The organism is Mucilaginibacter sp. OK098, from assembly GCF_900142915.1.
Taxonomy (GTDB): domain Bacteria; phylum Bacteroidota; class Bacteroidia; order Sphingobacteriales; family Sphingobacteriaceae; genus Mucilaginibacter.
On record NZ_FRCM01000001.1, the window covers coordinates 1180509 to 1206766 of the forward strand.

Below are 26258 nucleotides of genomic sequence, written 5' to 3' on the forward strand. Positions count from 1 at the left end.
TTTCATTATCCTGGGGCATTAAAGTGGCTTATTAAGGAAACGTTTTATCATTCAGTTTAAATCATAAATAATATTTGGCTTATTTATTGCCAATTTTGATGTAACATAATTATGAAAAGACTTTTAGTTATAATTTCATTTATACCATTACTGGCCTTTGCCCAAACATCAGATCAACATTTGAAAGTGGCTAATGATCTTTCTGCAGAAAAAAATTATACGGCTGCAATTCCTGAATTCACAAAAGCAATTGAATTAAATGGCGCTAATGTTAAAGCCTATTTATATCGCGGCAATGCATACAGCAACAGCAAAAAATATGACGAAGCCGTTAATGACTACACCAAGGTTGTAGGGATTGACCCTGGTAATGCCGATGCTTTTTACTACCGTGCCAATGCCAACAGCAACATTAAAGCCTACAAAAACGCAATTGATGATTATACAAAGGCTATTGCATTAGGGCTGCATACTGCCGACATTTATCATTACCGCGCTAATGCCAAAGTAAACTCTGCCGATTATGCGGGCGCTATTGAAGATTTTACCAGGGCCATTGAAATTACGCCTAATGACCCTGAGCTATATGAGTACCGAGGTGTTGCCAAAACAAATGTGAACGACAACAAGGGTGCTATCCAGGATTATGATATCTCTATTAGACTAAACCCTAATAATGCGGATGTATATTATTATCGCGCCAATTCAAAAGGCACTATTGCGGACTATAACGGAGCCATTGCCGATTATAACACAACGTTACAAATGAACCCTTCAAACGCAGAAGCTGTTTTCTATCGTGGAAATATAAAAGCCAACTTAAGGGATTATAAAGGTGCTATTGAAGATTACAAAAAAGCAAGCGCAATGAAGACAGGAATCCATAACCTGTATTATTACCTGGCAAAAGCTATCAGTAACAGTTCGGATAACAAAGCGGCTATTGATTACTTTAATAAAGCTATTGTACAAGACCCTTCAAATGCTGAGCTTTATTTATACAGAGGGATCTCTGAAAGCAAGATGGACAACAAAGAGGCTGCTATGGCCGATTATAATAAAGCCATTGAGCTTGATACCTATTTATCAGAAGCATATCAAAACCGGGCCGACCTGAAGATTGACAAAAAAGATTTTCGCGGCGCTTTAGCTGATGCAAACAACGCGGTTAATTATAGTAAAAACCAGGATGGTTATGCCTATTTAATCCGTGCAAAAGCGAAAAGATATTTACAGGATACAACCGCATTGGATGATTATAATACTGCAATCCGCCTTAACCCCAAAAATACTGATGGCTATTTTGGCCGTGGGGAAATGAAATTAATACTTGTTGATTACGCTGGCGCTATTGCCGATTTTACAACAGCTATTGAAATGGATCCCGGGAATTCCAACGCTTATTTAAATCGTGGAATAGCCAGGAGCCGCCTAGGCGACAAAGAAGGCGCTATAAAAGATTTTAAAAAACAGGTTGAACTTGATCCTAAAAATCAGCAGGCTTACATAAGGCTTGGCAAAATATTAATTGATGACAGGCAATACGCTGAAGCATTATTATTATTTGACAAGGTGGTTACACCTTATACCAAAAACGGAAAGCTTTTGGTGCTTCGCGGTGCGGCTATGGGAGGTTTAGGTAATAACAGGGGCGCCTTAATTGATTTTGACAGAGCTATTGCTGTAGATTCCAATTCGATATCACAGGCGTACAGTGGCCGGGCAAATGTTAAAATGGGGCTTAAAGATTTTGACGGCGCTACCAGTGACATAAGCAAAGCCATTGATAAAGATCAGAATAATGACGATGCCTATTTTACCAGGGGCAATTTAAAAATGATCCAAAAAAATTATGAAGGGGCGATTTACGATTATATCAGTGTTTTATTAATCAATCCTGATAATATTAAAACCTACGCCTATCGTGGCCTTGCAGAAGCTTATATACACGACACAACTTCTATGAACGGCGATTTTAAACAGGCCATGAAGCTTAGTCCAAAAGATGGGAATAATTTTATCCTGCGTGCAAAAGCAAGAATGTTTATGAGAGATTACGAAAGCGGACTAAGCGATTTTGATAAAGCTATAGCGCTAAATCCCCGCAATTACGATACATGGCAGAGCCGCGGGATAGCAAAACTCCAGGAAAATGATAAAAGCGGTTGTGCCGATTTAAATAAAGCGGTAGAACTGGGATCAAAAGATGCTGCTGAGGAGCTAAGAAAGTACTGCAAGTAGGTAGATAAAGATTCAAGAAATTAAGAGTCAGGAATCAAGACAGGAAGAAAGGATTTTTTTTATTCCTCTTGTCTCTTGATTCTTGACTTCTTGCATCTCTTCTTGAATCTTATTTTAATTTCCCGCCTGAGGCATCGTTAAAATCATCTTCGTAATTTACCTTATCGTTTGATAGCTTAACATAATCAACTGAGCCGGTACCCTGGAAGGTGTAATCAATCCCTATTATTTTTGCCTTGATGATGTCCTCGCCTACCGAATAAACCAGCTTATCATTCAAAAATATCTTTGCCTTTCTGTTTGCAGTTTCAATCCTAACTTTTACAAAAGAGCTAAAATCAACCCCAAAGGCAGATAGATCTACCCGCTTGCCTGAAGCATAGTAATTTGTAAAAAGCAAATCGAGTGATGAAATACAACCTTTGCTGCAAAGCGGGATATAAATGGCTGTACCTTCACATAATATATAGATCTTGCTAACCTGGCATATGGATGCCCCTTCCTTATAATTATTTTTTACTGATGTTTCAAAAACAAAATTATCACTGTAGATCTCGCCAAAATCGCGCACATTGGCATAAAGTACATCAGGGGTAACGGGTTGAAGTTTCACATTTTTTGCCTGGATCTTTTCAATCGGCAATGAAATTTTCCCATTAGTAATAGCTTCTTCCTTTGAAAAATATACCGGCACAGGCGATTGTGTAACAGCAGCAAGCCATCCGTTTGTTTTAATCAATAGCCGGTGCATACTTACTATCTTCTTTCCTACAATAAGCTTCGCCTTATAGTAATCGGGATAGTAATAAATTGAGGTATGCTGATGATCATATTTTGACACCTTTGTTTGCAGATGCCTATCCCATGATTGCTGTATAATAACTGAATCATATGGAGATTTTGTGGCATCGTAATTAAATACTACCGAATTTGGCAAACCCTCGGAAACAACTTTTTTACTGCTGAATTTGTAGTCGTTATCGGCAACGTTTGGCGGCGCGCTTTTGTTAACGTAAATTATAGCTATAATTAAGGCGATAACACAAACAGCAAAAAGAAGGATCTTTAAAGGGCGCGTACTTTTTGTATGTGTTGGCTGCTCGTCTTTAATATCATTAACAACAACAGGAGTTTGTACAATATTTTCGGCAGATATTGTGCCATTCCCGTTTTGTGATTTAAAGCTGCGCCAGTTTTCGTATCCCAAAAACTGAACAAGGGTATCAAGCGTATGCGTATTGGGCAGGCTATCATATTTCACTTTACCCCAAACCCTTTTTAATGTAACATGGCTAAGTGCAATCCCCGTATGTTCCTGGATCTTTTCGCTCAGGATCACAAAGTCCTGGTTAGTCCACTCACCGCTATCGCCCCAGCCAGTATTTATTTCAAATAACTTTTTGGTTTTTTCAATAAAAAACTCGTCGTTATGCATAGCTAAATTTCAATATTAGGCAAAAATATAACATATAACCAAAAGGCTTGTCTTGTTCAAACTTGTACCAACTTGTATAAGTTGTGAATAGTATTATCAATTATTTCTCCTTAAATTTATATATAAATATATTAAATCCTTTATAAATAAAAGGAGAGCATTGCCAATTATAAACCAAAATTATTTACGCTATTAATACAGTATAAACAACAGGTACAATAGCCCTAAATAACCAATGCTTTTAAAAATGCGGATAAGGCAGTTGCACCAATTTGGCAACACCTTTCCCAAACGAATTTATTATGGTACTTAACTTTTGTGTTATGCTTAGTAAAAATACACACCGGTTTATATTGTGGCTGTTGTATTTAAATTGCTTTATTTTAACAACGGTCTGCGCCCAATCATTTAATATTAACAGTAACTACAAAAAAGTAACTATACCATTCCGGTTGGTAAGGAATATGGTAATTATTCAGTTGCAGATAAATAATAAAGGGCCCTTTAATTTTGTGATGGATACCGGGGTTGGGGTTATGATAATTACCGATCCGCAATTAATCGACACGCTAAAAATCCCGGTAATGCGCCTGTTAAAGCTAAGAGGTTTCGGCGAAAACGAATCATACGAAGCTTATGCCTCTCCTGTATTAGATATCGGGATCGAGGGCCTTACCAGCTATGGGGTTAACGCAGCTATACTAAAAAAAGATCAATTTGGCCTTTCAAACTATGCCGGAATGCCTATCCATGGTTTACTGGGCTATGAATTTTTTAACAACCTGGCAGTAAAGGTAAATTTTAGCGATTCAACCATAACTGTATACAGGTATAGTGATAAAAAGAAGTTTGCAAAAGGCGATAAGGTGCCGATAACCATTGAAGACCATAAACCTTATATGGAGGCAAATATTGTTATGCCTGATGGAAGTGTAAAGAAAAGCAAACTGGTTGTTGACCTCGGCGCCGGCCATCCGCTGTCGCTTGAAAATGTATCAGAAAAAAACGATCTGCAAAAAAAATGTATCCATGCTAACCTTGGTATAGGATTTAGCGGCCCCATAAGTGGTTTTATAAGCCGGGTTAATGAAATTGAGCTTGGAAAATATAAGATCAAAAATATAATATCCTCTTTTCCGCAGGATGACTCTTTAAAAAAGTACATCAACATAAAAAGGGACGGAAATCTGGGTATTGGCTTGCTTAAAAAATTTGTTGTGGTGTTTGATTATCCGGATAAAGTGATTTATTTAAAACCGGGCCCAAATTTCAAAGAGCCATTTGAGCAGGACATGAGCGGACTGGAATATTACGGCGATGGCGATGGTTTTAAGCGGATCATCATAAGTCGTGTAGAACCCGGCTCCGCAGGAGATAAGATAGGGTTAGAAAAAGATGATGAGATCGTATCCATCAACTTTAAACCAATCTCAAAAATGAGCCTTGAAGAAGTGGATACCCTCTTTAAATCGCAAAACGACCGGAGTCTTTTATTAGAAGTTTATCATGATAACAAGCACGATATGGTTGTGATGACATTAAAGAGGAGGATATAGGATCAAGCTTTTTATACTAATTGTCATTGCGATCCGCTGGCTAGCGGAGGGCAACCACACGCCGTGCACAACCGCAAAGCAGGTTCTACACCTGTCTGTTCGCTCTGTATAGTATGCGGTTGCCACGCTGCGCTCGCAATGACAAATTTTATAGAGCTTCCCTAGTTAACCTCCAACTGATCTTTCGATGGAAACACCGGGAAAGCACCATGTGGTTCGCTTTGGTACCAGAACGCTACTGTTGCCAGGTCATCTTGTAAAGGCATATACCGGCCATCGTGGTGCCAGCCTAAATCCTGCAGGGTTACTTTAAGGTCTTTTTCAAAACGGATCGGGTCGGCTATGTGCCAGCGGTAAAGACCGAAGCGCTGGGCTATTTCGTAGTGCCCGTCTCCTCTTAACACTTGTGGTAAGCCGGTATAAGGGCCGCTAAATTCTGTGTACTCGCTGGTTTCAATACCATTGGCATTTTTATGCCTGCTGTCGAAATCATAAGCGCCGTTAAAATAATCTTCAGTGCCGGTACCCGCAATGGTAGGGAATTTAGTATCGCCATCCATAAAGAATTTGATCTCACCCTCGCCCCACCAGCCGTTTTTGTTTGAGCCATAAGCTAAATAGGTGCCAACATACTGGCCTTTACCTTTAATGCTGTCAACCAGAACAAAATCTTTTTTAAATGGCAATGGGTTCACCCTGCGGAATTGCGCATGAAAATAACCGGCATCTTTAGGAATCTCGGTAAGGGTATAATCAACCTGGTAATAAAGTACCATGTCTTCATCATCAATATTTTCCAGGGTGATCCGGCATTTTTTGCGGAAAGGCATTGGCCAATAACAGTTTAGCCCGCTGCCCGGATTAACCACAACTGCCAATGAGGTAACGGGCGCATATTTGCCCCATCCCATGCAAAAGAAATCACCAACCGGCGCTTCAACCGATGGTGTAGTTTCATCATCCCAATAAAAACGAATGATAGAATACCGCCAGTTACCTGTCGGCGTCATCCAGATATGTTGAATAGCGCCAGACTCATTTATTTCAGCCACCGTATAAGTAGTATGCTTTTTAATAACAACACTCGGACTCACTTTCCATCCTTGCCCTAAATCGCGCGAAGGCCCTGCGCCCGTGCCCGTTGTTGCCATACCGCCTTTACCTTTTTCCCCGTTAAAATTTTCAGGACTGATAGACCTTGTTCTGGCGTCAGACATCCGGTAAAGATTACCCATATTTACTCCCAATCCGTTGAATTTTTCCTGCGCTTGTACTGACAAGGAAACCAAAACTCCTGCTAAAACAATTAAAGCTGATCTTTTCATCGTTATCAATTTAATCAAGTTTATAAAATTCAATAGCGTTAAGTCCCCAAAAGCGAGCCTGCTCATCTGCGGATAGTTTAGACACGTAACACTCAACTATCGAGATCATTTTATCATATCCCCCGGCTACATTACAAACGGGCCAATCGGAACCAAACATCACCCTATCGGCTCCAAAAGCTTCAAACACTACATCCAGGTAAGGCTCAAAATCACTTATTTTCCAATTATGCCAGTCGGCTTCAGTTACCATGCCTGATATTTTGCACCAAACATTTTCATGCTGGGCTATTATCTTCATGTTATTTTCCCACTTGTCTATATTGCCATTCTTGATATCAGGCTTGGCTATGTGGTCAATAACATAGCGCACTCCCGAAACATTTTTCACAAACTGGTTGGTATAACCCAACTGATCAGGGAAGATCAATATATCATAAGCCAGGTCATAATTTTTTAGCGCCGCAATGCCTTTCATAAACTGCGGATTAAGCATATAGGCCCTGTCAGGCTCACCCTGTAAAACGTGGCGGATACCCTTTAACTTTTTAAAACTGCTGTAATGGGCTATGCGCTCCCTTACATGCGGGTCCATAAGGTTAACCCAGCCAACCACACCTTTTATAAAATCATTATTTTCTGCAAAGCTCAATAAAAATTCAGTTTCCGCCTCACTTTGATCTGCCTGTACCGCTATACAGCCATCTATATTATGCTTATTTAATATGGGTTCAAGGTCTTCCGGGTAAAAATCCCGCCTGATTGCAGCCATGGAATCATCAATCCAACTATCCCTAACCGGGTCAAATTTCCAAAAGTGCTGATGAGAATCTATTTTTAACATTCGTTTAAGTTGATTAAGTTAGATTAGGTTGATTGTGTTGATTAAGTTTTAGCAGGGCCGATAATCATAACTTAATCAACCACTCTCTTAATCAACTCAATCAACTAATCCTTTACGCATTCGCCAAGGCCCTGTCAAGGTGCACATATCCCCCATCAACATATATCAATTGCCCGGTTGTGTGGCTTGATCTTTCCGACAATAAAAAAACTGTGGCATTAGCTATTTCTTCGGCAGTGGTCATCCGGCTGCCTAGTGGGATCTTTGATTCAATTTCTTTTAGCTTTTCCTGTGGATTAGCTAAAGTTTTTATCCAGGTCTCATATAAGGGTGTCCAGCATTCTGCAACAACTATTGCATTAACCCTGATCCCATATTTCAACAGTTCAACGGCCCATTCGCGTGTTAAAGCATTCCTGCCGCCATTCGCGGCTGCATAGCCTGATGTATTTCCCTGTCCGGTCTCAGCTGTTTTCGAGGTAATATTCAATATGGCTCCCTTTGATTTTTTTAAAGCAGGCAATGCAAAATGAGCCATCAGGTAATAATGAACCACATTTTTGTGCAACGAAGCCATAAACTGTTCATAATTGCCATTTTCAAGACCTACACCATCATTTACGCCTGCATTGTTAACAAGACCTTCAATCCGGCCAAAACGTTGCAAAACTACTGCAATTGCTTTTTCGCATGCCGCCGGATCGGTAAGCTCGGCTACAACCTGGTGGACTTTTCCGCCTGCGGCTTCAACTTCGCGTACCGTTATAAGGTTATCTTCTTCACTCCGGCCTACAATAACAGGAATAGCGCCTTCAGCAGCTAATACCTTTACTATTCCGGCGCCTATGCCTTTGGCGCCGCCCGTTACTACTATTACTTTATCTGTTAATCCTAAATTCATGTTGTTTAAATTTACTTATCAATGCCCGCTTACAACTTCCAGTTTCTTAACCCTCAAATTCGTTGTCGCGAAATAGAGTATATATGAGAAACATACTATTGGCACCAGGTATGCAAATTTGATATTGCTTGCATCCGAAACCAGGCCCATTATTGGTGGAATTGTTGCACCACCCACTATTCCCATTATTATTAATGATGATCCAAGCTTAGTTTTTTGCCCAAGGCCTCTGATACTCAGTGAAAATACTGTAGGAAACATTATTGACATAAAAAATGTAACACCCATTAAGGCGATAACCGTAAATTTGCCATGCAGGAAGAAAATAACGATAAGTAACAATACGTTCATTGTACAATAAAAAGCAAGCAATTTTACCGGGTTTATAAATTTCATCAGGAAAGTGCCGCTAAACCTGCCCAGCATAAAGCAAAAGGTTGCTGCAGTAAGGTAGTACGAGGCCGGTTTTTCATCAAGGCCGGCTACGCGCTCTGAATACCTGATAAAAAAGCCAAGGATCCCTGCCTGGGCGCCAACGTAAAAGAACTGTGCTATAATTCCGTTTCTCAAATTACTGATCTTTAATAACGATCCTATTTGCTTTAACAGCGATCCGCTTTCTTCTTCCACCGCCGGCTCGTTTTCATCAACAATTTCCGGCAAAGGAGTTCTGAATATCAGAAAGGCAACAACTAATACAACTAAACCTATTATTAAGTAAGGGATCTGAACAGATGATGCCTCTTTATTCAGATAGCTATTTAATTGTTCGGACGACATGGCAGCCTCCTGCGATTTTGTTAAAGTTTTACCTGATAAAATAAAAACGCCACCGGCTAAAGGCCCAAGTGTGGCAGCCAAACCATTAAATGATTGGGAGAAATTTATCCGCCAGGTTGCTGTTTCGGGATCACCGAGTACAGTTATATATGGGTTTGCAGCGGTTTCTAAAAATGCCGCGCCACTAAAAACAATAAATAATGCTGATAAAAAGAACGCGTAACTTCTTACTGCGGCAGCCGGGAAGAATAAAAAGGCGCCGGCTGCAAAAAGCACCAATCCTAATAAGATCCCGCCTTTATAACCATAACGGTGCATAAAACGGGCAGCGGGAATTGGTAAAAGGAAATAAGCGAAGTATGATGCGGAATCAACCAGTGATGATTGAAAATCGGTTAGCTGGCAGGCTTTTTTTAAATGCGCTATTAATATGGGGTTAAGGTTTAGTGCAAATCCCCATATAAAAAACAGGGACGTAACTAAGGCTAATGCAACAAGTTTTTTATCTTTTGACATGAAATTGGTTTAAATTGGTTTATAAATAATTGGCCGGCTGAATATAATTATTTAAATGCAGCTTGTATGTCCTGTAATGATATTCCTAAAGTTTTTAATGCAATTGTGTTCAATTCTTCCTTATCGCCGGTAAAATGAAAAACGCTGTGATTGTGCGAAAGCTTCTCATTTGGCTTAAGAAAAGCTGCCGGCGAAACACTTTCAATCTCGTAAAACGGCCCCAATTGTGTTTTATCAGCCAGCGGCCCATCGTTGTAAGCATTAACAGCATCGCCAATAAAGGGATCCCTGTCTGTCCGCCATTCCTGGTTAAGGTATATTGCTTTGGGGTCGGTATCAAACAGGGTTATTGTTAACACATTATTAGCGGCGTCGTAATTACCAGCCATAGTTTTTGCCCTTGCCGCCTGCATCCCGAGCTTTCCGCGCGATTTTCCATCAGCCTTAAACAATAAAACACCATTATTATATTTTATCCTGTCTTTCGGGATCTCGCCAAAATAATCGGTAGTGGCAATCTTTCCTGCGCCATTGTTATACGGAACAACCGTTATTGTTTTGGATGATGGGGTAAACATATCCAAATTCCAGATGCATGGTGCGCCGGTTTGTTTGTCCCAGGCCTTATCACCAATATTGGTTAAAGTTGTTGTGGTATGAAAAGCAACCGATTTTACCTTACTATCTAGATCAATCCCAAGCATTGTTTTAACATCGGCAGGTTCAAGCATTTCAATATCCCTGTTAATTAACAGGTTAAGCGTTGTGCCTGCATAATTGAGCAGTTTTGTTGTTTTGCTAAGCGATGCCTTTTTATCTGTATTTGAAACAAGCTTCCAGCTTTCGTTATCAATAGCAGCCGGTGTATGCCAGTTTGCAAACTCCATTTTTGTACCCGGTTTAAAAAACAGGGAGAATTTGCCACCTTCAGGTCCTAACCACACCCTGTCTTCTCCACCATAGGCATTCATGCGCGGATCTAACTTTTCCTGGTCGAACGTTTTATAATTTATCCATCCAAAGCTTTTACCGTTTGCACCGTCTGCAGTTGAAGTAAATACCTTTGCCTGGTATTTTGCCGAAACAATTACCTGCCCATTGCCATCTTTGCTGTTTAAAACAATGACGCTGTCTTTTTTCTTTAAAAAATCGAGATCATAGCCAAATGTGCCCTTTGCATAAGGACTATCAGCAACGGCCTGCTTAGGTGCTTTACTTTCCTGGCAGGCGCTTAAACACAAGACTGCCAGGATAATGGATGAATACTTTAAAACGCTCATTTAGTTTATGGTTTATGTTTTGGGTTTAAGGCTATGGTATTTACAAGTGTACCAATTTTATCAATGCTAATCTCCACTTCATCTCCAACCTGTAAGGTAAATTCGCCTGGAGGAACCAGGCAGGTGCCTGTCATCAAGTAGCAGCCATAAATAAAATCGCATTCGCTGTATAAATAAGATACCAACTCATCAAATGATCTCTTGATGCGCGATACGGTGGTGGCATCATTATAAATAACCTCTCCGTTCCGTTTTATATTCAGCTTTATGGCAGTTTCGCCACCAATATGTGCTGAACTTACATACAGGTAAGGCCCGATAGCAGCGCTTTTTTCGTAGATCTTCGCCTGCGGCAGATAAAGGGCATTTTCGCCTTCAATGCTCCTGCTGCTCATATCATTACCGATAGAATAACCCTGGATAATACCTTTTGAATTAATGAATAGTGTAAGTTCTGGTTCAGGCACATTCCAGGCGGAATCTTTGCGAATATAAACCTGCTGACCATGCCCTGCAACCCGTGAGGCAGCAGCCTTAAAAAACAACTCAGGCCGTTCGGCATCATAAACTTTATCATACAAACTTGCAGCTCCCGAGCTTTGCGACTCCTCCATCCGCGCATTCCTGCTTTTTAAGTAGGTAACACCTGCCGCCCAAACTTCCTGCCGACTTATGGGCGGTAAAATCGCGTCAATAGTCAGCCACTCTAGTTTTTCAGCACTGGTTAATTGTTTTGCTGATTTTGTTTTGGACGCTAAATAGCCTTCCAGGTCGTTCCTGTTTACCAGTAAGTCCCATGGCTCATCAATAATAAATACAGCTTCATTATACTCAAGCAGAATGCCTTTAATGGTATTGTACAATTTCATGATCAAGTTTAAAGAAAATTTTCTTTAAATGTACACTGTACAGTATTTAATTAGTTGGCAGTTTTTAGTTGGCAGTTGGCTTTGGCTATGGAGTCTCCAAAACCTTTCTAATATTAATTTGTAAAAAAACTGTTATAGTTTAAAACTGGCAGTTGGCTGCCGGTTTAATTCCTTCTTTATCCGTAGTTAAAACAGCTTTTCCATTTTTGTAAGTAACTATCCAGATACTGTCGAAATCATCATCCGGCCATTGTATGCCTTTAGCTTTTACACCTAATGCCTTTATTATACCATGCAGGGCATTATGTTCCCAAACTACCAGTATGGTTCCCGTTTGTGCTTCAATAGCACTAGCTAACGGCGCATAATCTTCTACTTCATATTTAGAATTGATGGCTACAGTATACTTTATAGCCAGCGGACTTGCGGTTTGAAACATTCTTGAATGTGAAGTTGATTTTTTCGCATCAAGTGTAGGCACATATATAGTTTTAGGAACACCAAATTTACCTACCAACACTTTGGGGATCTGTAATGCCCGGTTTAACCCCTGGCAATTTAAGTTATCACCGTCTGTTTCTTTCTCCCCATGCCTAACCAAAACAATTTTCAAACTTCCGGACTGGGCTTTTGCTGTTGAATAGATCCCTTCCGTTATAAAAATTAATGCGATTATTAAAATAAGTTTCTTCATAATTACTTTTGTTAAAAGGTAAAGGTTGTTGTTAGTTTTGACTATGTGATACGTGTTTTTTTATTTTGATAAAGATAAGTTTTGATGTTGGTGTATTGCTTTTTTCGGCCACACTATCAATTGGCACCAAAACATTTGTTTCGGGAAAATAAGCTGCGGTATTCCGTTCAGGGATATTGTATGGCACAACAACAAACAACCGGGCAACCCGCTCTTTTCCGCCATGGTAATTAAAAAGGTCTACTTTTTCTCCTGTCTTAAAACCGGCTCTTAATATATCAGCTTCATTCATAAAAATTACCCGGCGCTCATTATGAACACCCCGGTAACGGTCATCGAGGCCATAAATCGTGGTATTAAACTGATCATGGCTCCGAATGGTAGTCATCATATATTCATCAGCTGCCAGCTTATGTTTGGGAAGCTTAGTAACTGTGAAAGGCGCTTTACCCTTAAACTCGGTATTTTCAAACTTACCATCCCGAGCTGCATTTGGTAGATAAAAACCGGCAGGATGCCTTACTTTTTTATTATAGTCGTCACAGCCCGGGATCACTTTGGCTATTACATCGCGTACCGCATCATAATTTATGGCATAGGTATCCCAGTCAACCACTGAACGATCACCAAGCGTGGCTTTTGCCAGCTTACAAACTATCTGATTTTCATTTAACAGCTCTTTTGAAATAGGCTCAAGCATCCCTTTTGACATTTGCACAACGCCCATTGAGTTTTCACAGGTTATAAACTGCGCCTCACCATTTATAACGTCCTTATCGCTATGTGATAAGGTGGGCAGGATGATGGCCTCTTCTCCATGCACCAAATGGCTCCGGTTCAACTTAGTTGATACATGCACTGAAAGCTCAAGTTTACGCAAGGCTTCGGCTGTATAAACCGTATCCGGCGTAGCCGAAAGGAAGTTACCTCCCATTGCAAAAAACACTTTCAGCTTGCCCTCATGCATTGCTTTTATCGATTCAACCACATCAAACCCATGGTTACGCGGAGGTTCGAAGCCGAAAACTTCTTTTATCTTATCCAGCTGGGCCTTTTTCGGCCTTTCCCAAATCATCATGGTGCGGTTCCCCTGTACATTGCTATGACCGCGAACCGGGCATAAGCCTGCGCCCGGCTTACCTATACTGCCTTTTAACAGCACCAGGTTAAGGATCTCCTTTATGGTATCAACCCCATTTACATGCTGGGTAATGCCCATTGCCCAGCAAATAATTATCCTTTTTTTATCCTTTAATAACTCGGCAGCTTCCTTTATTTCACTAAGCGAAACACCGCACTCAGCGGCAAGCTCATCCGGGTTATATTCTTTTAACTGATCAATAAATTCTTGATCGCCAACCGTTTTGTTTTTTATAAATTCATTATCAAACACTTTTCCGGGCGATTCCAGTTCAGCTTCATAAAGCAATTTTTCAATTGCTTTTAGCAATGCCATATCCCCGTTTATCTTTATTTGCAGGTACAAATCAGCAAGTTGAGTACCGAAACCAAGGAAACCTTTAACTGTTTGCGGATTTTTGAAGGCCATTAAACCTGCCTCGTGCAGTGGATTAACGGCAATTATTTTCGCCCCCTTTTTCTTTGCTTTTTCAAGGGCGGTAAGCATCCGGGGGTGATTTGTTCCCGGGTTTTGCCCCATAATGATGATCACATCTGTATCGTAAAAATCTTCAAGCGTTACCGTCCCCTTGCCAATCCCAATGGTTTCATTTAAAGCAACCCCGGACGACTCGTGGCACATGTTTGAACAATCGGGCATGTTATTGGTGCCAAATTCTTTTACAAACAACTGGTAGGTAAATGAAGCCTCGTTACTGGTGCGGCCCGAGGTATAAAATACCGCTTCATCGGGCGATTTAAGTCCGTTAAGCTTTTGGGCTATCTTTTTAAAAGCATCATCCCAGCTTATTGGTTCGTAATGTGTACTACCTTTAGACAGATAAACCGGTTGGGCAATCCTCCCCTTTTTTCCGATCTCATAATCATTCAACTTCGCAAGATCAGCTACTGAATTCTGAGCAAAAAACGCAGCGGTAAGTTTTTTAGTGGTTGCTTCTTCTGCCAGGGCTTTTGCACCGTTTTCACAATATTCGGCTATTGGTGAACGGTCATCATCCGGATCGGGCCAGGCGCAGCCGGAACAGTCAAAACCACCTTTTTTATTCATGTGAAAAAGACCGTCCATTCCGCGAACAAAGCCAGTTTCTGCCAAAACATCCTTTGCCGACTCATATACAGCCGGAATCCCTGCCGCCCATTTTTTTTGTTCGTTCAGTTTTAAATCCAAAAGTTCTTCAGGATTCTCTTCTGCAGGTTGTTCAATCATTTTGCTCATAACGTTTTCTCTGCTAAAGGATTGGGGTAATTGTCGCTTTGATCTTCTACAACATTATCCAAACAGGTAAAATCTTTTTCAACCAGTAAATACAGTTCTTTATAATTATTTTCAAAGCCAACCTTATCGGTATTTGCCAGTTCATCAACCATTTTTTCAGACATAAAAAGTGTTATGGTATTATTTTCAAAGGACGCCGTTAATTCCCCTGCTTTCAAAACATTCAAAGCATAAACAAATTTTGTGGCGCCGAAGTCTACACTATCTTCCAACTGCCCGGTTAACACCAAATCTGCTACGTCCGACCGGGTAAGCCTGTATCTTATAGAATTATTTTTAATTCGAATTTTCATGAACCGGAAATAAAATGCGGTGACCCGCTGTATAAATATTAAAACGCTGGTTCCTTAAAAAACCCGCTAATGTTATCTCAAATTCTGCTGCCAGCTCAACCGCAAGGCTTGATGGCGCACCTACTGCTACAATAATTTTAATGCCGGCCATCACCGCTTTTTGAACCAGCTCGAAGCTTGCCCGGCCGCTTAAAAGTAATATGTGATTATCTAAAGGCAGCAGGCCTTTTTTAATTGCGGCACCTATCAGTTTATCCAAAGCATTATGCCGGCCCACATCTTCCCTGATTAAAAGCAATTCACCATCAAGATTGAATAAAGCAGAAGCATGTAATCCGCCTGTTTCGGCAAAAATCTGTTGGTATTTTTTTAAAACTTCTGGCAGCTGATACAGCACTTCGCTGTTTACCGAAGTTTCGTTTTCTTTTTGCTGAACAAAAGCCCCTACAGTACGAATAGCAGCAATAGAGCCTTTGCCGCATACCCCACAGCTTGATGTAGTATAAAAATTGCGTTCTGTATTTTGGAGATTGGGAACAATGCCATCTTTCAACTTTACCAGGATCACGTTCTCTTTATTCTCTGCACAGGCAATAAAACAATGTTCTATATTGGCTATCTCATCAATGCTTTTAATGATGCCTTCGGTAAATAGAAATCCTGCGGCGAGTTCAGCATCATTGCCGGGTGTGCGCATGGTAACCGAAACATTCTGAACTTTAGGCTCACTATCCAATGTATATTCCAGCCTGATTTCAAGAGGCTCCTCAATAGCGAGCGCATCAATGGTTTCTTCAATTTCACCATCTTTTACCCTTGTTATCGGGATCTGTTTGATTGAACTTTGAGTCATGTTCAAATATACAAACAGACCCTACTGATTGTTCTTTTTTATTGAATCATTAAATTTATTTATTGTTACCTATTACGAGTATTTTGATCTAATTTTGAAGTATGAAGATTAAAATTCTGGCGTTTGGCATTGCAAAGGACATATTCGGGGGGCCGTCAGTCAGTTTGGAGCTAACAAATGATGCCACCGTATATAATTTACAATACCTGCTTGAACACCAATACCCACGACTGAAACAGCTGGCGTCATACATGGTAGCCGTAAATAATGAGTACGCATTACCGGGTGATAACTTGCATGAAAGGGATGAGATTGCGATTATACCGCCAGTTAGCGGGGGGTGAAAAAACACCCCATTGTTTGTGGCCCTACAAACAATCCGGATGCAGGTGAATTAGTTGTCTGTGAGGACACAGACAACGGATACTAATAATTAAACCGTTGACCACAAATATTCAAATATATTCTTCCCCTCTAAACATTCAATCTTCTATTGATTGGATCATGTCCCCCGAATCCGGTGGGATAGATGTATTCATTGGCACAGTCCGTAACGCCACAAAAGGCAAAAAGGTGATCAAACTTGAGTTTGAAGCTTATGAACCCATGGCCATTGCAGAGATGGAAAAGATTGCCAAACAGGCTTTTGAGAAATGGCCGGTTCAAAGGGTGCTAATCCATCACCGTACCGGGGTGCTGGAAGTTGGAGAAGTGCCTGTAGTTATTGCGGTATCAGCTGCTCATCGTGCAGCCGCTTTTGATGCCTGCAGGTATATTATTGATACATTAAAGCAAACCGTACCAATCTGGAAAAAGGAGATCTTTGAAGATGGCGAAGTTTGGGTAGCAGCGCATCCTTAGGCTAGAGATTAGTTTTTTTGTGGCGGTGAGATTTTTTAACTGATCTCTAATCTCTGGCCTCTGGCCCCTCCCTGAGCCCCCCCTCTAATGAAAACACATTGGCATTATGGAACCTGCTTCTTATAATTTTTACAGCTTCGGCACTTCGTTTCCCAGTGGCACAGTAAAATACTGTTTTTATGTTTTTTGCAATCGATTCAGCATGAGCAAGTAAAGCCACTATCGGGATATGTTTGCCTCCTATATTAAATTCTTCACGCTCTTCTTCGGTTCTCACATCTATCAGCTGAATTGAATTTTCGGCGAGCTCTTTTTTCAGATCATCTGCAGAAATAGTTGGAGTGTTTACCGTTTCAACCAGTTTGGTGATATGGGTTTGGGTAGCATCGCCAATCTTTATTACCCGGCTTTGCAGCGTTTGCGCATCAAATACTAAAATTTTTCCGGCTAACAGTTCACCAATCTGAGTGATGTATTTAATAACCTCATTAGCCTGGATACAGCCTATTATACCGGCAAGCGTAGGGATTACCCCTCCTTCGGTACAATTAGGAATTTGTGAAGCATCTACCTTTGGAAAAAGGTCCCGATAATTTGGGGATTTTTTTCCGTCTTCATCTACTATATTCCAAACTCCTGCATGGCCCTCAAACTGGTAAATTGCTCCATAAACCACTGGTTTGCCAGTAAGCACTGCCGCATCATTTAATAAGTAACGGGTTTCAAAATTATCTGTTCCGTCAACTATAATATCATAGGCCGAAATTAGTTCCATCACGTTCTGCGAAGTTATCCTCACATCATGCGGAACTAATTTTATCCCCGGGTTTTGTTTTTGCAGGCGTTCACAGGCTACAAACACTTTCTTTTGGCCGTGATCCGCTGGTGTGTATAAGATCTGGCGGTGTAAATTACTGTCTGAAATGGTATCAAAATCAGCAATGCCCAAAGTACCTACCCCTGCTGCCGCCAAATATTGTGCAGCCGGACAGCCGAGCCCTCCTGCTCCAGCAACCAGCACTCTTGAATTTTGCAGCAGATTCTGCGTTTGTTCGTTAAAACCGGGCAAAGCAATCTGGCAACTGTATCTTACATAATCAGGTTTCATTCGGCAGCTATTTTTTGATGCAGTATTCTTTTTATCCGTTCAAGTTCATCGGGGGTGTTCACATTTGTCAATGCTTCGGCATTTAAAGCGTTCACCAAAGTTACATCACTATTTATTAAAACCTTGCGCGGACAAGAATAACCCTGCGCTAAAAAGGACAGTAATAATGGGTAACTTTTAGGCTCCCAAACAGTAATCAATGGCTCCGGAAATTCATTAACAGGACTTTGGTAGGCCGTTGCAACAGATGACGGGTTACGGTTATCAACCAGGTACAGCAACGTACTTTCATCCATCAAAGGCAGATCACAGGCAATAACCAGCCATGCACTATCCGGTTTTTCCCTGAATGCCGATAATATAGCACCATAAGGACCCAGATCTGTAAAAGTATCAGCTAAGCTTGCGTAATTGCTGTCTATTTCATTTTTCTGATCCGCACGACAGGATATAAATACATCAGTACAGAAGGGCTTTAACAGATCAGCCATATAATAACGTTGCTCTGTTCCGTGCCAGTTAACGGCACCCTTATCAAAACCCATGCGCTGGCTTTTGCCGCCTGCCAGTACCAACCCGTTTATTTCGGGCTTTGTTAGCTGCATTTGTTGTTTGAAAAAGGCAGCTATATTTTCAATATCGCCTACCCGGTAAAGCGGCAATTGTTCCCAGTTTGGAATTGCCTCCTTTATAAAGTCAAAAACCTCATTTGTATTCTCAGCCAGCAGCAGCATTTGTACATTGGTGAGCTGATCAATGCGTTTTTGCAGCGATGCCCTCTTATTTTCGCTAATAATAACAACCTGTGCCTTACATTGATGATGATTACCATTTGCAATAACCAGGTCGACCCCTGCAAATGTATCCCGTAATTTAAAGCTATTAAAATCAGCATTGTAATTTAGCTGGCGATGATTAATTTGGTCCGTATACTCCAAAACAGCGCCGTTGGCAAGGCGTCCCGGCATTAATACAACATCATCATTATGTGTAGTATCCACATAAGCACACTTATAACTGGCAGATAAGGCATTAATTATCTGGTCGGCCAATAGCTTTATTACTATACATTGGGCGCCCACCATTGCCCATTCATTCCGGTGATAGGTCCCAAATGCGGGCCGGATTAGCTTTGCGTGTTTACTATGCTCTTTTGAAATCACGTTTACCTCCTGTTTTTTCAATCAGCTTTGTTTCTTTTATAATAATATCGTGGCTCATGGCTTTGCACATATCGTAAACGGTTAAAGCAGCAATAGATGCGCCAACCAAGGCCTCCATTTCCACACCTGTTTTAGCAGTTATACTTGCAGTACAATCAATAACCACTTCTTGTTTTGCATTAAGGCCGATAGTTATATTACAATTATCCAAACCCAGCGGATGACAAAGCGGGATCAGATCGCCGGTTTTTTTTGCCGCCATAATCCCGGCAATAATGGCTATTTGAAACACTGAGCCTTTTTTTGTCTGCAGATCACCGTCGGTCAAATGAGCTAACACCTCTTCGGGTAGCGAGACTATACTACGGGCGATAGCAGTACGGTGTGTAACTTGTTTTTCGGTTACATCTACCATTATAGGATTACCTGTATTATCGATATGAGTTAACATATTTTTCAATTTTCTTTTTTTTGAACCATGATTAAAGGATTAGATGATTACCTGATGCTTAGTTAGCGAATAATAGATAATCCTATTAATCATTTAATCCTAAAAATCATAGTTTAAAAGGGCCATATTCTAAACACCTCTCCCTTTTTAAACTCATTCCTTTCTAATGGCAGCTCCATAAAAGCATCAGTATCAGTTAAATTAGCAAAGTCACCTGATCCGTTTCCTTCAACCGGGGTAGCTACTAACTGGCAATATTCGTTATTGTGCAGCTTTACCTGTAAAAAATATTTTAACGGATGATGAAAGCTTATCCGGTTATTTAAAATTGCACGTAGCGGCGGCTTTTGCTCTTTTCCAAGCGAGGCATTTAACCAGGGTAAGAAATACCTGTGCAGGCACATAAACGTAGCTACCGGGTTACCAGGAAATGCGAATACTACCGGGCCTTTATCATGTTTGCCAAACCAAAATGGCTTGCCGGGCCGCTGCTGCACTTTATAAAAAAGTTGCTCAACCTTTAATTCCTCCAACGCATGCGGGATATGATCAAATTTACCCATCGAAACACCGCCGCTCAGCAATATTACATCATAATTTTCAAGGCAAGTTTTTAATTGTTTCTTAATTACTTCCGGGTTATCAGGAAGGTGCTGCATATCGGCCTCAATGTGGTGCTGCTTCAAAACAGCTTTAACCGTGTAATTATTTGACCGCCTGATCTGGTAAAGCGAAGGGGTTTGATCTACATCTACCAACTCATCTCCCGAAGAAAGAATTACCACCCGGGGTAGTTTCTTAACTCTTAGCTCTGTTTCGCCTACAGAAGCAATCATGCTTATTAATGCAGGGGTTATCAACTGGCCTATGCCGGCTACCTGGTCATTATGTTTCTTGTCTTTACCTTTATAATGAATGTTTTGCCCTCTTTTTATCTCATATGTTACCAGCGTGGCTAAACCGGCACGTAGCTCAAGGTCTTCATACCTGATAATAGTATCGGCCGATGCAGGGAGCATCGCACCTGTCATTATCTCTACACATTCGTCCTGGTCTTCAATATCAACCGGCTCGTCACCGGCTGCCTGGGTTGCCTTTATTTTAAACGTACTGATGCCGCTTTCAATGGCAGTGTAATTAACAGCTATTCCATCCATTGTAACCCTGTTAAATGGCGGCAGGTCACGGTCGGCTTTAATATTTTCAGCCAGTACCCTTCCGAGAGCAAGCTCAAACGGGATAATTTCTGCGCCATAATCCCCTGCCTGCGCAAGTATTATTTTTTCGGCTTCTTCAACAGTTATCATATTCCCGGTTTTTATAATTTTAATAATTAACCACCAATAGTGGCCATTGATTCATGCACACCCAGGCTTCCCGCCCTTTGGTGTTCAGCTTCCCACCCATCCTTTGGCCTGGTGTTAAAAGTGTTCAATAGCATCTGTTTTAAATCGTCCTCATTAATCCCAAGTCGTAATTGATCTTTAATATTCATTACGCCATTGTCATACAGGCAGGTCTTTAATTCACCTTCGGGTGTAATACGGATCCGGTTACAGCTTCCGCAAAATGTACGCGAATAAGCTGCAATTATCCCAACGCTCCCTTTATACCCCGGAATCTTGTAATTGTATGATGTTGAATACTGTGTGTCATCAAGCTTTCTGATCTCAGTATAGGCAGCCTTTATCTCATCCAATATCCGCACATAATCCCATTTTAAACCAGTATAAACATGGCCATCGCCATTAAAAGGCATCTCTTCTATAAATCGCACACTAACGGGTAAGTCCTTGGTAAGCTCAACCAATGGAATAATGTCCTGCGTATTTTTGCCATCCATCACAACAGCGTTTATCTTAACCTCTATATCGTGCTTCAGCAGTTCGTCCATTGTGGCCATTACATTTGCGAATTCGTCCCGTTTGGTAATACTAAAAAAGCGACCGGCATCCAATGTATCCAAACTGAGGTTTACTGAACTCACCCCTATTCTTTTTAAATCAGCTACATATGGCGCGGTTAAAACGCCATTGGTAGTTAAAGTAAGTTCCTTTAGCCCCTGCAGTTCGGATAGCGCGGTTAAAAACTTCATAATATCCTTGCGCACAAATGGCTCGCCACCGGTTATCCTTATTTTTTCGATCCCCATTTTCACCAGTAGAGAGCAGCTTTGCAGCATTTCTTCATAGGTCATGAGCTGCTTACGCGACAGCCAGTTCAAGCCATCCTCGGGCATACAATAAAAACAACGCAGGTTGCACCTGTCTGTTACCGCAAGCCGCAGGTAATTAATTTTCCGTCCGTGATTATCTGTTAACAACTATCTTATTCCTTATAAATTTAAAAACAAAGCGGCAATTATACCAATTTGATCTTGCCTTTGTAAAGGTAAATAATACAAGTTAGCACAGTGTTTTTTGAATGTACTTTTTATACTATAAATAACACATTATTTACAATCTAATGCGTTAATGAATGGTAATTAATGCCAATATTTACCGTATTGACCTATATTTGTTAATAACAACATTTAGTTGGCTTAAGTTTGAAAGAATTACAGGACATAGTAAACGCATTTGATAAAGCTGCAAAAGCAGGTAAACAAACCGCTTTGGCTACAGTTGTATTGGTTGAGGGTTCATCCTACCGCCGTGCTGGTGCGCGGATGTTGGTTACTGAGGACGGCCAGTTAACCGGGGCAATCAGCGGTGGCTGTTTGGAGGGCGACGCCTTGCGCAAGGCCCGTTTAGCCATGGCACAAAACAAGCCCATGCTGGTTACTTATGACACTACTGATGATGACGATGCTAAATTTGGCGTTGGCCTCGGGTGCAATGGCATTATCCATATCCTGATTGAGCCACTATTTTCGGAAAGCGAAAATTCGCCGATTAATTTATTCAAACGTTTTTTGAGCAAAAGGGAGCCTGTGGTACTTATCACCCTTTTCTTTTTAAACAACAGACAAGCGGCTCAACCGGGAACTTGCATGCTGATGGCTGCAGATGAACATACACAAGGAACAATCCCCGATAATGAAATAAAAGAAGCTTTATTGAGCGATGCAAAGGATGTGTTAAAAAACGGCAATTCTGTAACCAAAACTTATGTTTATGGAAATGGATATACTTGTTTTATTGAGCTTTTACAGCCCGCTGTTTCCCTGCTAATTTTTGGCGCAGGTAACGATGCCATCCCTATGGTTCAATTAGCATCTGTTTTAGGCTGGCATGTAACACTGCTCGATGGCAGGGCCAATTATGCGGTACCGGAACGTTTCCCGCTTGCAAAAAAGATACTTATTGCCAAACCAGACCAGGCGTTTTCGCAAATTACATTTGATGAACGAACAGTAGTTGTATTAATGACCCATAACTACAATTATGATATGGCCATGCTGCGCCAATTATTACCACTTCAACTGCCTTATATGGCGTCGCTTGGCCCCAAAAAGAGGCTGCAACGGATGCTGGATGAGTTGAGAGAAGAAGGAATGAGTATTACAACTGAACAATTAAAAAGTATTTACGGGCCCGCCGGTATTGATATCGGATCAGAAAACTCGGATGAAATTGCGCTATCAATAATTGCTGAAATACAGGCGGTATTAAATAAAAGGGCCGTTAACTCATTGAGAGATAAAAACATTGTACATAACAGGCATCAGCAGCAAGAGATCAGGCAAACTATTCCGGTTGATGAAATTAAAACGCTCAATTAAATGACCGGGATAATCATCCTTGCCGCCGGTTCATCAAGCAGGCTTGGTTCGCCCAAGCAAAACCTTATTTACGAAGGCCAAACATTGCTTCAAAGGGCCATAAAAACCGCACAGGGCACAGGTTGCTATCCTATTATTGTTGTATTAGGCGCAAATTTTGAAGTAATACACCCTACAGTTGAAAACTTACCGGTAACTGTTGTTTATAATAGGGACTGGCAGGAAGGAATGTCATCGTCTATTCGTTTAGGGGTAAGCGAATTGCAGAAAGAACATACTAAAATTGATTCTGTCATACTAATGCTCTGCGATCAGCCTTTTGTAGATACAGAGCTACTTAATCAGCTAATATTATCATCTGCCAAAAAGAGTGTAGTTGTATGTGCCTATAACAGCGGAGTTGGTCCCCCTGCTTTTTTTGACGGCTATTATTTTCCTGAGCTGCTTTTATTGCAAGGTAATGAAGGTGCAAAAAAGCTGATTTTAAAACATGAAGCTCATATTACAACCATCCCATTTCCATTGGGTAATATAGATATCGATACTTTGGATGATTTTGAGCGTTTAAAAAAACAACAGAACCATGATTTATAAGATTAACCTGATGCCATTTATCATGGCAATCCTTTAATCCTATAAATCATGGTTCAAAGAAGTTTTATTTCACTACCGAGAATTTGTAGCTAGTTTGAGTTTTATATGTTTCGCCTGGTTTCAGCTCAGTCGACGGAAATTGCGGCTGATTGGGTGAATCAGGAAAATGTTGTGTTTCCATTGCAAAACCGGTACGATGCTCGTCCTTTTTACCGCCCCACAAAGTATTACTGCCGTCCATAAAATTCCCGCTATAAAATTGCAGGCCTGGCTCGGTGGTAAATATTTCCATTTTAATGCCGCTTAAATCGCCCGTCACCGTTGCTATTGATGTAGTAATATCGTGCTTATCCAACACAAAATTATGATCATATCCTTTTCCATTTTTTAACTGGTCGTCTTTTACTTCTATCCTGCTTCCAATAGCAGTTGGGGCGCTAAAGTCGAAAGGCGTACCTGCTACCGGCACAATTTTACCTGTAGGGATCAACGTTGTATCAACCGGCGTAAAATTACCGGCTTTTAATTGTACAACATGGTTAAGTATAGTACCGTTGCCAACACCATTAAGGTTAAAATAGCTATGGTTGGTTAAATTTACAATCGTGTTTTTATCTGTTGTTGCCTCGTAGCTAATCTTAACTGCGTTATCATCAGTAAGCTCATAAGTTACTTTACAATTTAAATTACCCGGATACCCTTCTTCCATATCTTTTGATAAATAAGTGAGCGTAATGGTGTGCTCATCCGCTTGTTTGGCATCCCACATAACATCATTAAATCCAACTTTGCCACCATGTAGCGTATTGGGTTTATTGTTAATAAACAGGTCGTATCTTTTTCCGTCCAATACAAAATGTCCTTTGGCAATTCTGTTACCATAACGGCCAATGGTAGCACCATAATAATTGGAGAGCGCCTTTTTATAGCCGTCAATATCATCAAACCCAAGGGCAACATCGGTTAATTTACCTGTTTTATCCGGAACTAAAAGCCCAATCAAATGTGCTCCGTAATCAGAGATGGCAGCCTGCACGCCATTTTTATTTTTCAACAGGTAAAAATGTGATTGCCTGCCATTAACTGTTTTTTCAAATCCTTTAGCCGGTGGCAATGATGCCCTAGTTGTACTATCTGTCATAGTGGTGGTAGATGTTTTGTTTGCTGGTTGGTTGCAGGCTGTAAAATATATCATACAGGCAGGCAACAGAATTACTGGTAATTTTTTAAGTCGATGGTTCATAAAATGGCTAATTTAATAAATTGGTTTATTCAGTTGTTATAGTTATTTACCGTTTAATTGCCTAATCAAATCAACTTCTTCCTGTTTAAATGGCTTTCCATCTTTACGAAAAATATCATGGAACCATATTTTTGGCTCGGCGCCATCAGGCATTGGGGTATCCCAGGCATAAATAGTATTTGTTTTACCACTAACAAAGCCCCAGTTTATTGCACCTGCGTTTTCTTTTTTAAGCATCGGCATGGTGTTTTCAAAAGTGCTGTTGCGCGGGCGGGCCATATATTCTGTACATATTAAAGGGCGGCCGTTCAATTTTAACAATTTCACCACACGTTCATGCAATTCGGGCGAATCATAGCAATGGTAAGTTATTACATCAGAGTTTTGAAGCTGTATTTTATTAAGCGCTACCAAATCCCAGTTCCACATCCCGGAGCTAACCGGCTGGTCGGGGTTTATTGCATGTGCCCAGGCAAACACCTGCGGCAAAAGCCTCGATGCTATTTTATTTTTATCGCCATTACCTGGTTCGTTATAAAGGTCCCACAATAAAATTCGTTTATCGTGTTTAAATGAAGTTAGTATATCATCAACATAAGCTTTCAACGCTAAAAAATCTGTCGGTTTGGTTAATGGCCTTCCCGGGTCTTGCATCCAGCCTGAATTATGGATGCCTGGTTTCGGATCGGGTTGTTTGCCGGGTTTGGCGTTGGGGTTCCAACAATCATCAAAAAACACAAAAATGGTTTGAATATGGTGCTTATCTGCAATGGCTAAATATTTGTTAATTCGCGATTTAAAACCTTTTGGGTCTTCCTTCCATACTACACTGTGTAAAAATACCCGCATGGCGTTAAAGCCAATCCCTTCTGCGTATCCTAACTCCCGGTCAATGGTTTCAGGATCAAAAGTATCGGCCTGCCACATCTCCAGTTGGTTAATGGCAGTGCTTGGCGAAAAATTAGCGCCGTTTATCCACTTATGCTGCGCATACCAGGCATTTGCTTTTCCGGCAGACCATACGCCCGGTACTGCTTTTTTTTGAGCGATAACTGCAGATGAAATGGTTAACAGTAACCCGATTGCAAATAGATTTTTAAATCTCATATGT

The 26258-nt window shown here is 40.8% G+C and carries 24 protein-coding genes; 6 read left to right on the forward strand and 18 right to left on the reverse strand.

What is annotated here, in order from left to right; genetic code table 11:
* The first annotated feature begins 111 nt into the window (after window positions 1-111).
* Window positions 112-2241 (forward strand): tetratricopeptide repeat protein, encoded by a 2130-nt coding sequence (locus BUE31_RS04890; RefSeq protein ID WP_073400789.1) that lies wholly within the window; start codon window positions 112-114, stop codon window positions 2239-2241.
* A gap of 109 nt (window positions 2242-2350) precedes the next feature.
* On the opposite strand, the gene BUE31_RS04895 is transcribed toward BUE31_RS04890, so the two are convergent.
* On the reverse strand, window positions 2351-3676 hold the full coding sequence (locus BUE31_RS04895) for a hypothetical protein (RefSeq protein WP_073400791.1): 1326 nt from the start codon (window positions 3674-3676) through the stop codon (window positions 2351-2353).
* Window positions 3677-3999: 323 nt separating this feature from the next.
* Here BUE31_RS04895 and BUE31_RS04900 point away from each other — a divergent pair, with 323 nt between their 5' ends.
* On the forward strand, window positions 4000-5232 hold the full coding sequence (locus tag BUE31_RS04900; protein ID WP_073400793.1) for an aspartyl protease family protein: 1233 nt from the start codon (window positions 4000-4002) through the stop codon (window positions 5230-5232).
* 161 nt (window positions 5233-5393) lie between these two features.
* Here the strand turns inward: BUE31_RS04900 and BUE31_RS04905 are convergent, their stop codons facing one another.
* From BUE31_RS04905 to fdhD, 10 genes are all read right to left on the reverse strand, one after another.
* Window positions 5394-6557 carry a glycoside hydrolase family 172 protein gene (locus BUE31_RS04905; RefSeq protein WP_073400795.1) on the reverse strand — a complete coding sequence of 388 codons (1164 nt, stop codon included), beginning with the start codon at window positions 6555-6557 and terminating at the stop codon, window positions 5394-5396.
* Between the two features lie 10 nt (window positions 6558-6567).
* A complete protein-coding gene (locus tag BUE31_RS04910) occupies window positions 6568-7401 on the reverse strand; it encodes an amidohydrolase family protein (protein WP_073400797.1) in 834 nt (277 codons plus the stop codon).
* 112 nt (window positions 7402-7513) lie between these two features.
* Window positions 7514-8302 (reverse strand): L-fucose dehydrogenase, encoded by a 789-nt coding sequence (locus BUE31_RS04915; RefSeq protein ID WP_073400799.1) that lies wholly within the window; start codon window positions 8300-8302, stop codon window positions 7514-7516.
* A gap of 18 nt (window positions 8303-8320) precedes the next feature.
* Window positions 8321-9598, reverse strand: coding sequence for an L-fucose:H+ symporter permease (fucP, locus tag BUE31_RS04920; protein ID WP_073400801.1), 1278 nt, complete (start codon window positions 9596-9598; stop codon window positions 8321-8323).
* 47 nt (window positions 9599-9645) lie between these two features.
* A complete protein-coding gene (locus BUE31_RS04925) occupies window positions 9646-10878 on the reverse strand; it encodes a DUF6786 family protein (RefSeq protein ID WP_073400803.1) in 1233 nt (410 codons plus the stop codon).
* Between the two features lie 5 nt (window positions 10879-10883).
* Window positions 10884-11747 carry a fumarylacetoacetate hydrolase family protein gene (locus BUE31_RS04930; protein ID WP_073400805.1) on the reverse strand — a complete coding sequence of 288 codons (864 nt, stop codon included), beginning with the start codon at window positions 11745-11747 and terminating at the stop codon, window positions 10884-10886.
* A 139-nt stretch (window positions 11748-11886) separates the two neighbouring features.
* Window positions 11887-12441, reverse strand: coding sequence for a histidine phosphatase family protein (locus BUE31_RS04935; protein WP_073400807.1), 555 nt, complete (start codon window positions 12439-12441; stop codon window positions 11887-11889).
* A 31-nt stretch (window positions 12442-12472) separates the two neighbouring features.
* Window positions 12473-14797: an FdhF/YdeP family oxidoreductase gene (locus BUE31_RS04940; RefSeq protein ID WP_073400808.1), complete on the reverse strand. Its 2325-nt coding sequence runs from the start codon at window positions 14795-14797 to the stop codon at window positions 12473-12475.
* Window positions 14794-15150, reverse strand: a complete 357-nt coding sequence (locus BUE31_RS04945) for a DUF7009 family protein (RefSeq protein ID WP_073400810.1) — start codon at window positions 15148-15150, stop codon at window positions 14794-14796. Before BUE31_RS04945 ends, BUE31_RS04940 begins: the two co-directional genes overlap by 4 nt.
* Window positions 15134-16003: a formate dehydrogenase accessory sulfurtransferase FdhD gene (fdhD, locus tag BUE31_RS04950; RefSeq protein WP_073400812.1), complete on the reverse strand. Its 870-nt coding sequence runs from the start codon at window positions 16001-16003 to the stop codon at window positions 15134-15136. Before fdhD ends, BUE31_RS04945 begins: the two co-directional genes overlap by 17 nt.
* Window positions 16004-16104: 101 nt before the next feature.
* Here fdhD and BUE31_RS04955 point away from each other — a divergent pair, with 101 nt between their 5' ends.
* Window positions 16105-16347 (forward strand): MoaD/ThiS family protein, encoded by a 243-nt coding sequence (locus BUE31_RS04955; RefSeq protein WP_073400814.1) that lies wholly within the window; start codon window positions 16105-16107, stop codon window positions 16345-16347.
* A gap of 97 nt (window positions 16348-16444) precedes the next feature.
* On the forward strand, window positions 16445-16864 hold the full coding sequence (locus BUE31_RS04960) for a molybdenum cofactor biosynthesis protein MoaE (protein ID WP_073400817.1): 420 nt from the start codon (window positions 16445-16447) through the stop codon (window positions 16862-16864).
* A 46-nt stretch (window positions 16865-16910) separates the two neighbouring features.
* Here the strand turns inward: BUE31_RS04960 and BUE31_RS04965 are convergent, their stop codons facing one another.
* The 5 genes from BUE31_RS04965 to moaA all read right to left on the reverse strand — a co-directional run bounded on the left by BUE31_RS04965 (window position 16911) and on the right by moaA (window position 21909).
* Window positions 16911-17972 (reverse strand): HesA/MoeB/ThiF family protein, encoded by a 1062-nt coding sequence (locus tag BUE31_RS04965; RefSeq protein WP_073400819.1) that lies wholly within the window; start codon window positions 17970-17972, stop codon window positions 16911-16913.
* Entirely contained in the window at window positions 17969-19156 is a 1188-nt protein-coding gene (locus tag BUE31_RS30505; protein WP_200801858.1) for an NTP transferase domain-containing protein, read from the reverse strand. Before BUE31_RS30505 ends, BUE31_RS04965 begins: the two co-directional genes overlap by 4 nt.
* Window positions 19116-19586 carry a cyclic pyranopterin monophosphate synthase MoaC gene (gene moaC, locus BUE31_RS04975; protein ID WP_073400821.1) on the reverse strand — a complete coding sequence of 157 codons (471 nt, stop codon included), beginning with the start codon at window positions 19584-19586 and terminating at the stop codon, window positions 19116-19118. The genes BUE31_RS30505 and moaC overlap by 41 nt, the downstream gene beginning before the upstream one ends.
* Window positions 19587-19699: 113 nt before the next feature.
* Window positions 19700-20893 (reverse strand): molybdopterin molybdotransferase MoeA, encoded by a 1194-nt coding sequence (locus tag BUE31_RS04980; RefSeq protein ID WP_073400823.1) that lies wholly within the window; start codon window positions 20891-20893, stop codon window positions 19700-19702.
* Window positions 20894-20919: 26 nt separating this feature from the next.
* Window positions 20920-21909, reverse strand: a complete 990-nt coding sequence (gene moaA / locus BUE31_RS04985) for a GTP 3',8-cyclase MoaA (RefSeq protein ID WP_073400825.1) — start codon at window positions 21907-21909, stop codon at window positions 20920-20922.
* A 225-nt stretch (window positions 21910-22134) separates the two neighbouring features.
* Between moaA and BUE31_RS04990 the strand changes: the two genes are divergently transcribed.
* Together BUE31_RS04990 and BUE31_RS04995 are read left to right on the forward strand one after the other, a co-directional pair.
* A complete protein-coding gene (locus tag BUE31_RS04990) occupies window positions 22135-23310 on the forward strand; it encodes an XdhC family protein (protein ID WP_073400827.1) in 1176 nt (391 codons plus the stop codon).
* A complete protein-coding gene (locus tag BUE31_RS04995) occupies window positions 23311-23904 on the forward strand; it encodes a nucleotidyltransferase family protein (RefSeq protein WP_073400829.1) in 594 nt (197 codons plus the stop codon).
* Window positions 23905-23968: 64 nt separating this feature from the next.
* On the opposite strand, the gene BUE31_RS05000 is transcribed toward BUE31_RS04995, so the two are convergent.
* The gene (locus tag BUE31_RS05000; RefSeq protein WP_073400831.1) at window positions 23969-25147 is read right to left on the reverse strand and encodes an aldose epimerase family protein; all 1179 of its coding nucleotides are present in this window, start codon (window positions 25145-25147) and stop codon (window positions 23969-23971) included.
* 42 nt (window positions 25148-25189) lie between these two features.
* Entirely contained in the window at window positions 25190-26254 is a 1065-nt protein-coding gene (locus BUE31_RS05005) for a glycoside hydrolase 5 family protein (protein ID WP_073400833.1), read from the reverse strand.
* Window positions 26255-26258 lie beyond the last annotated feature (4 nt).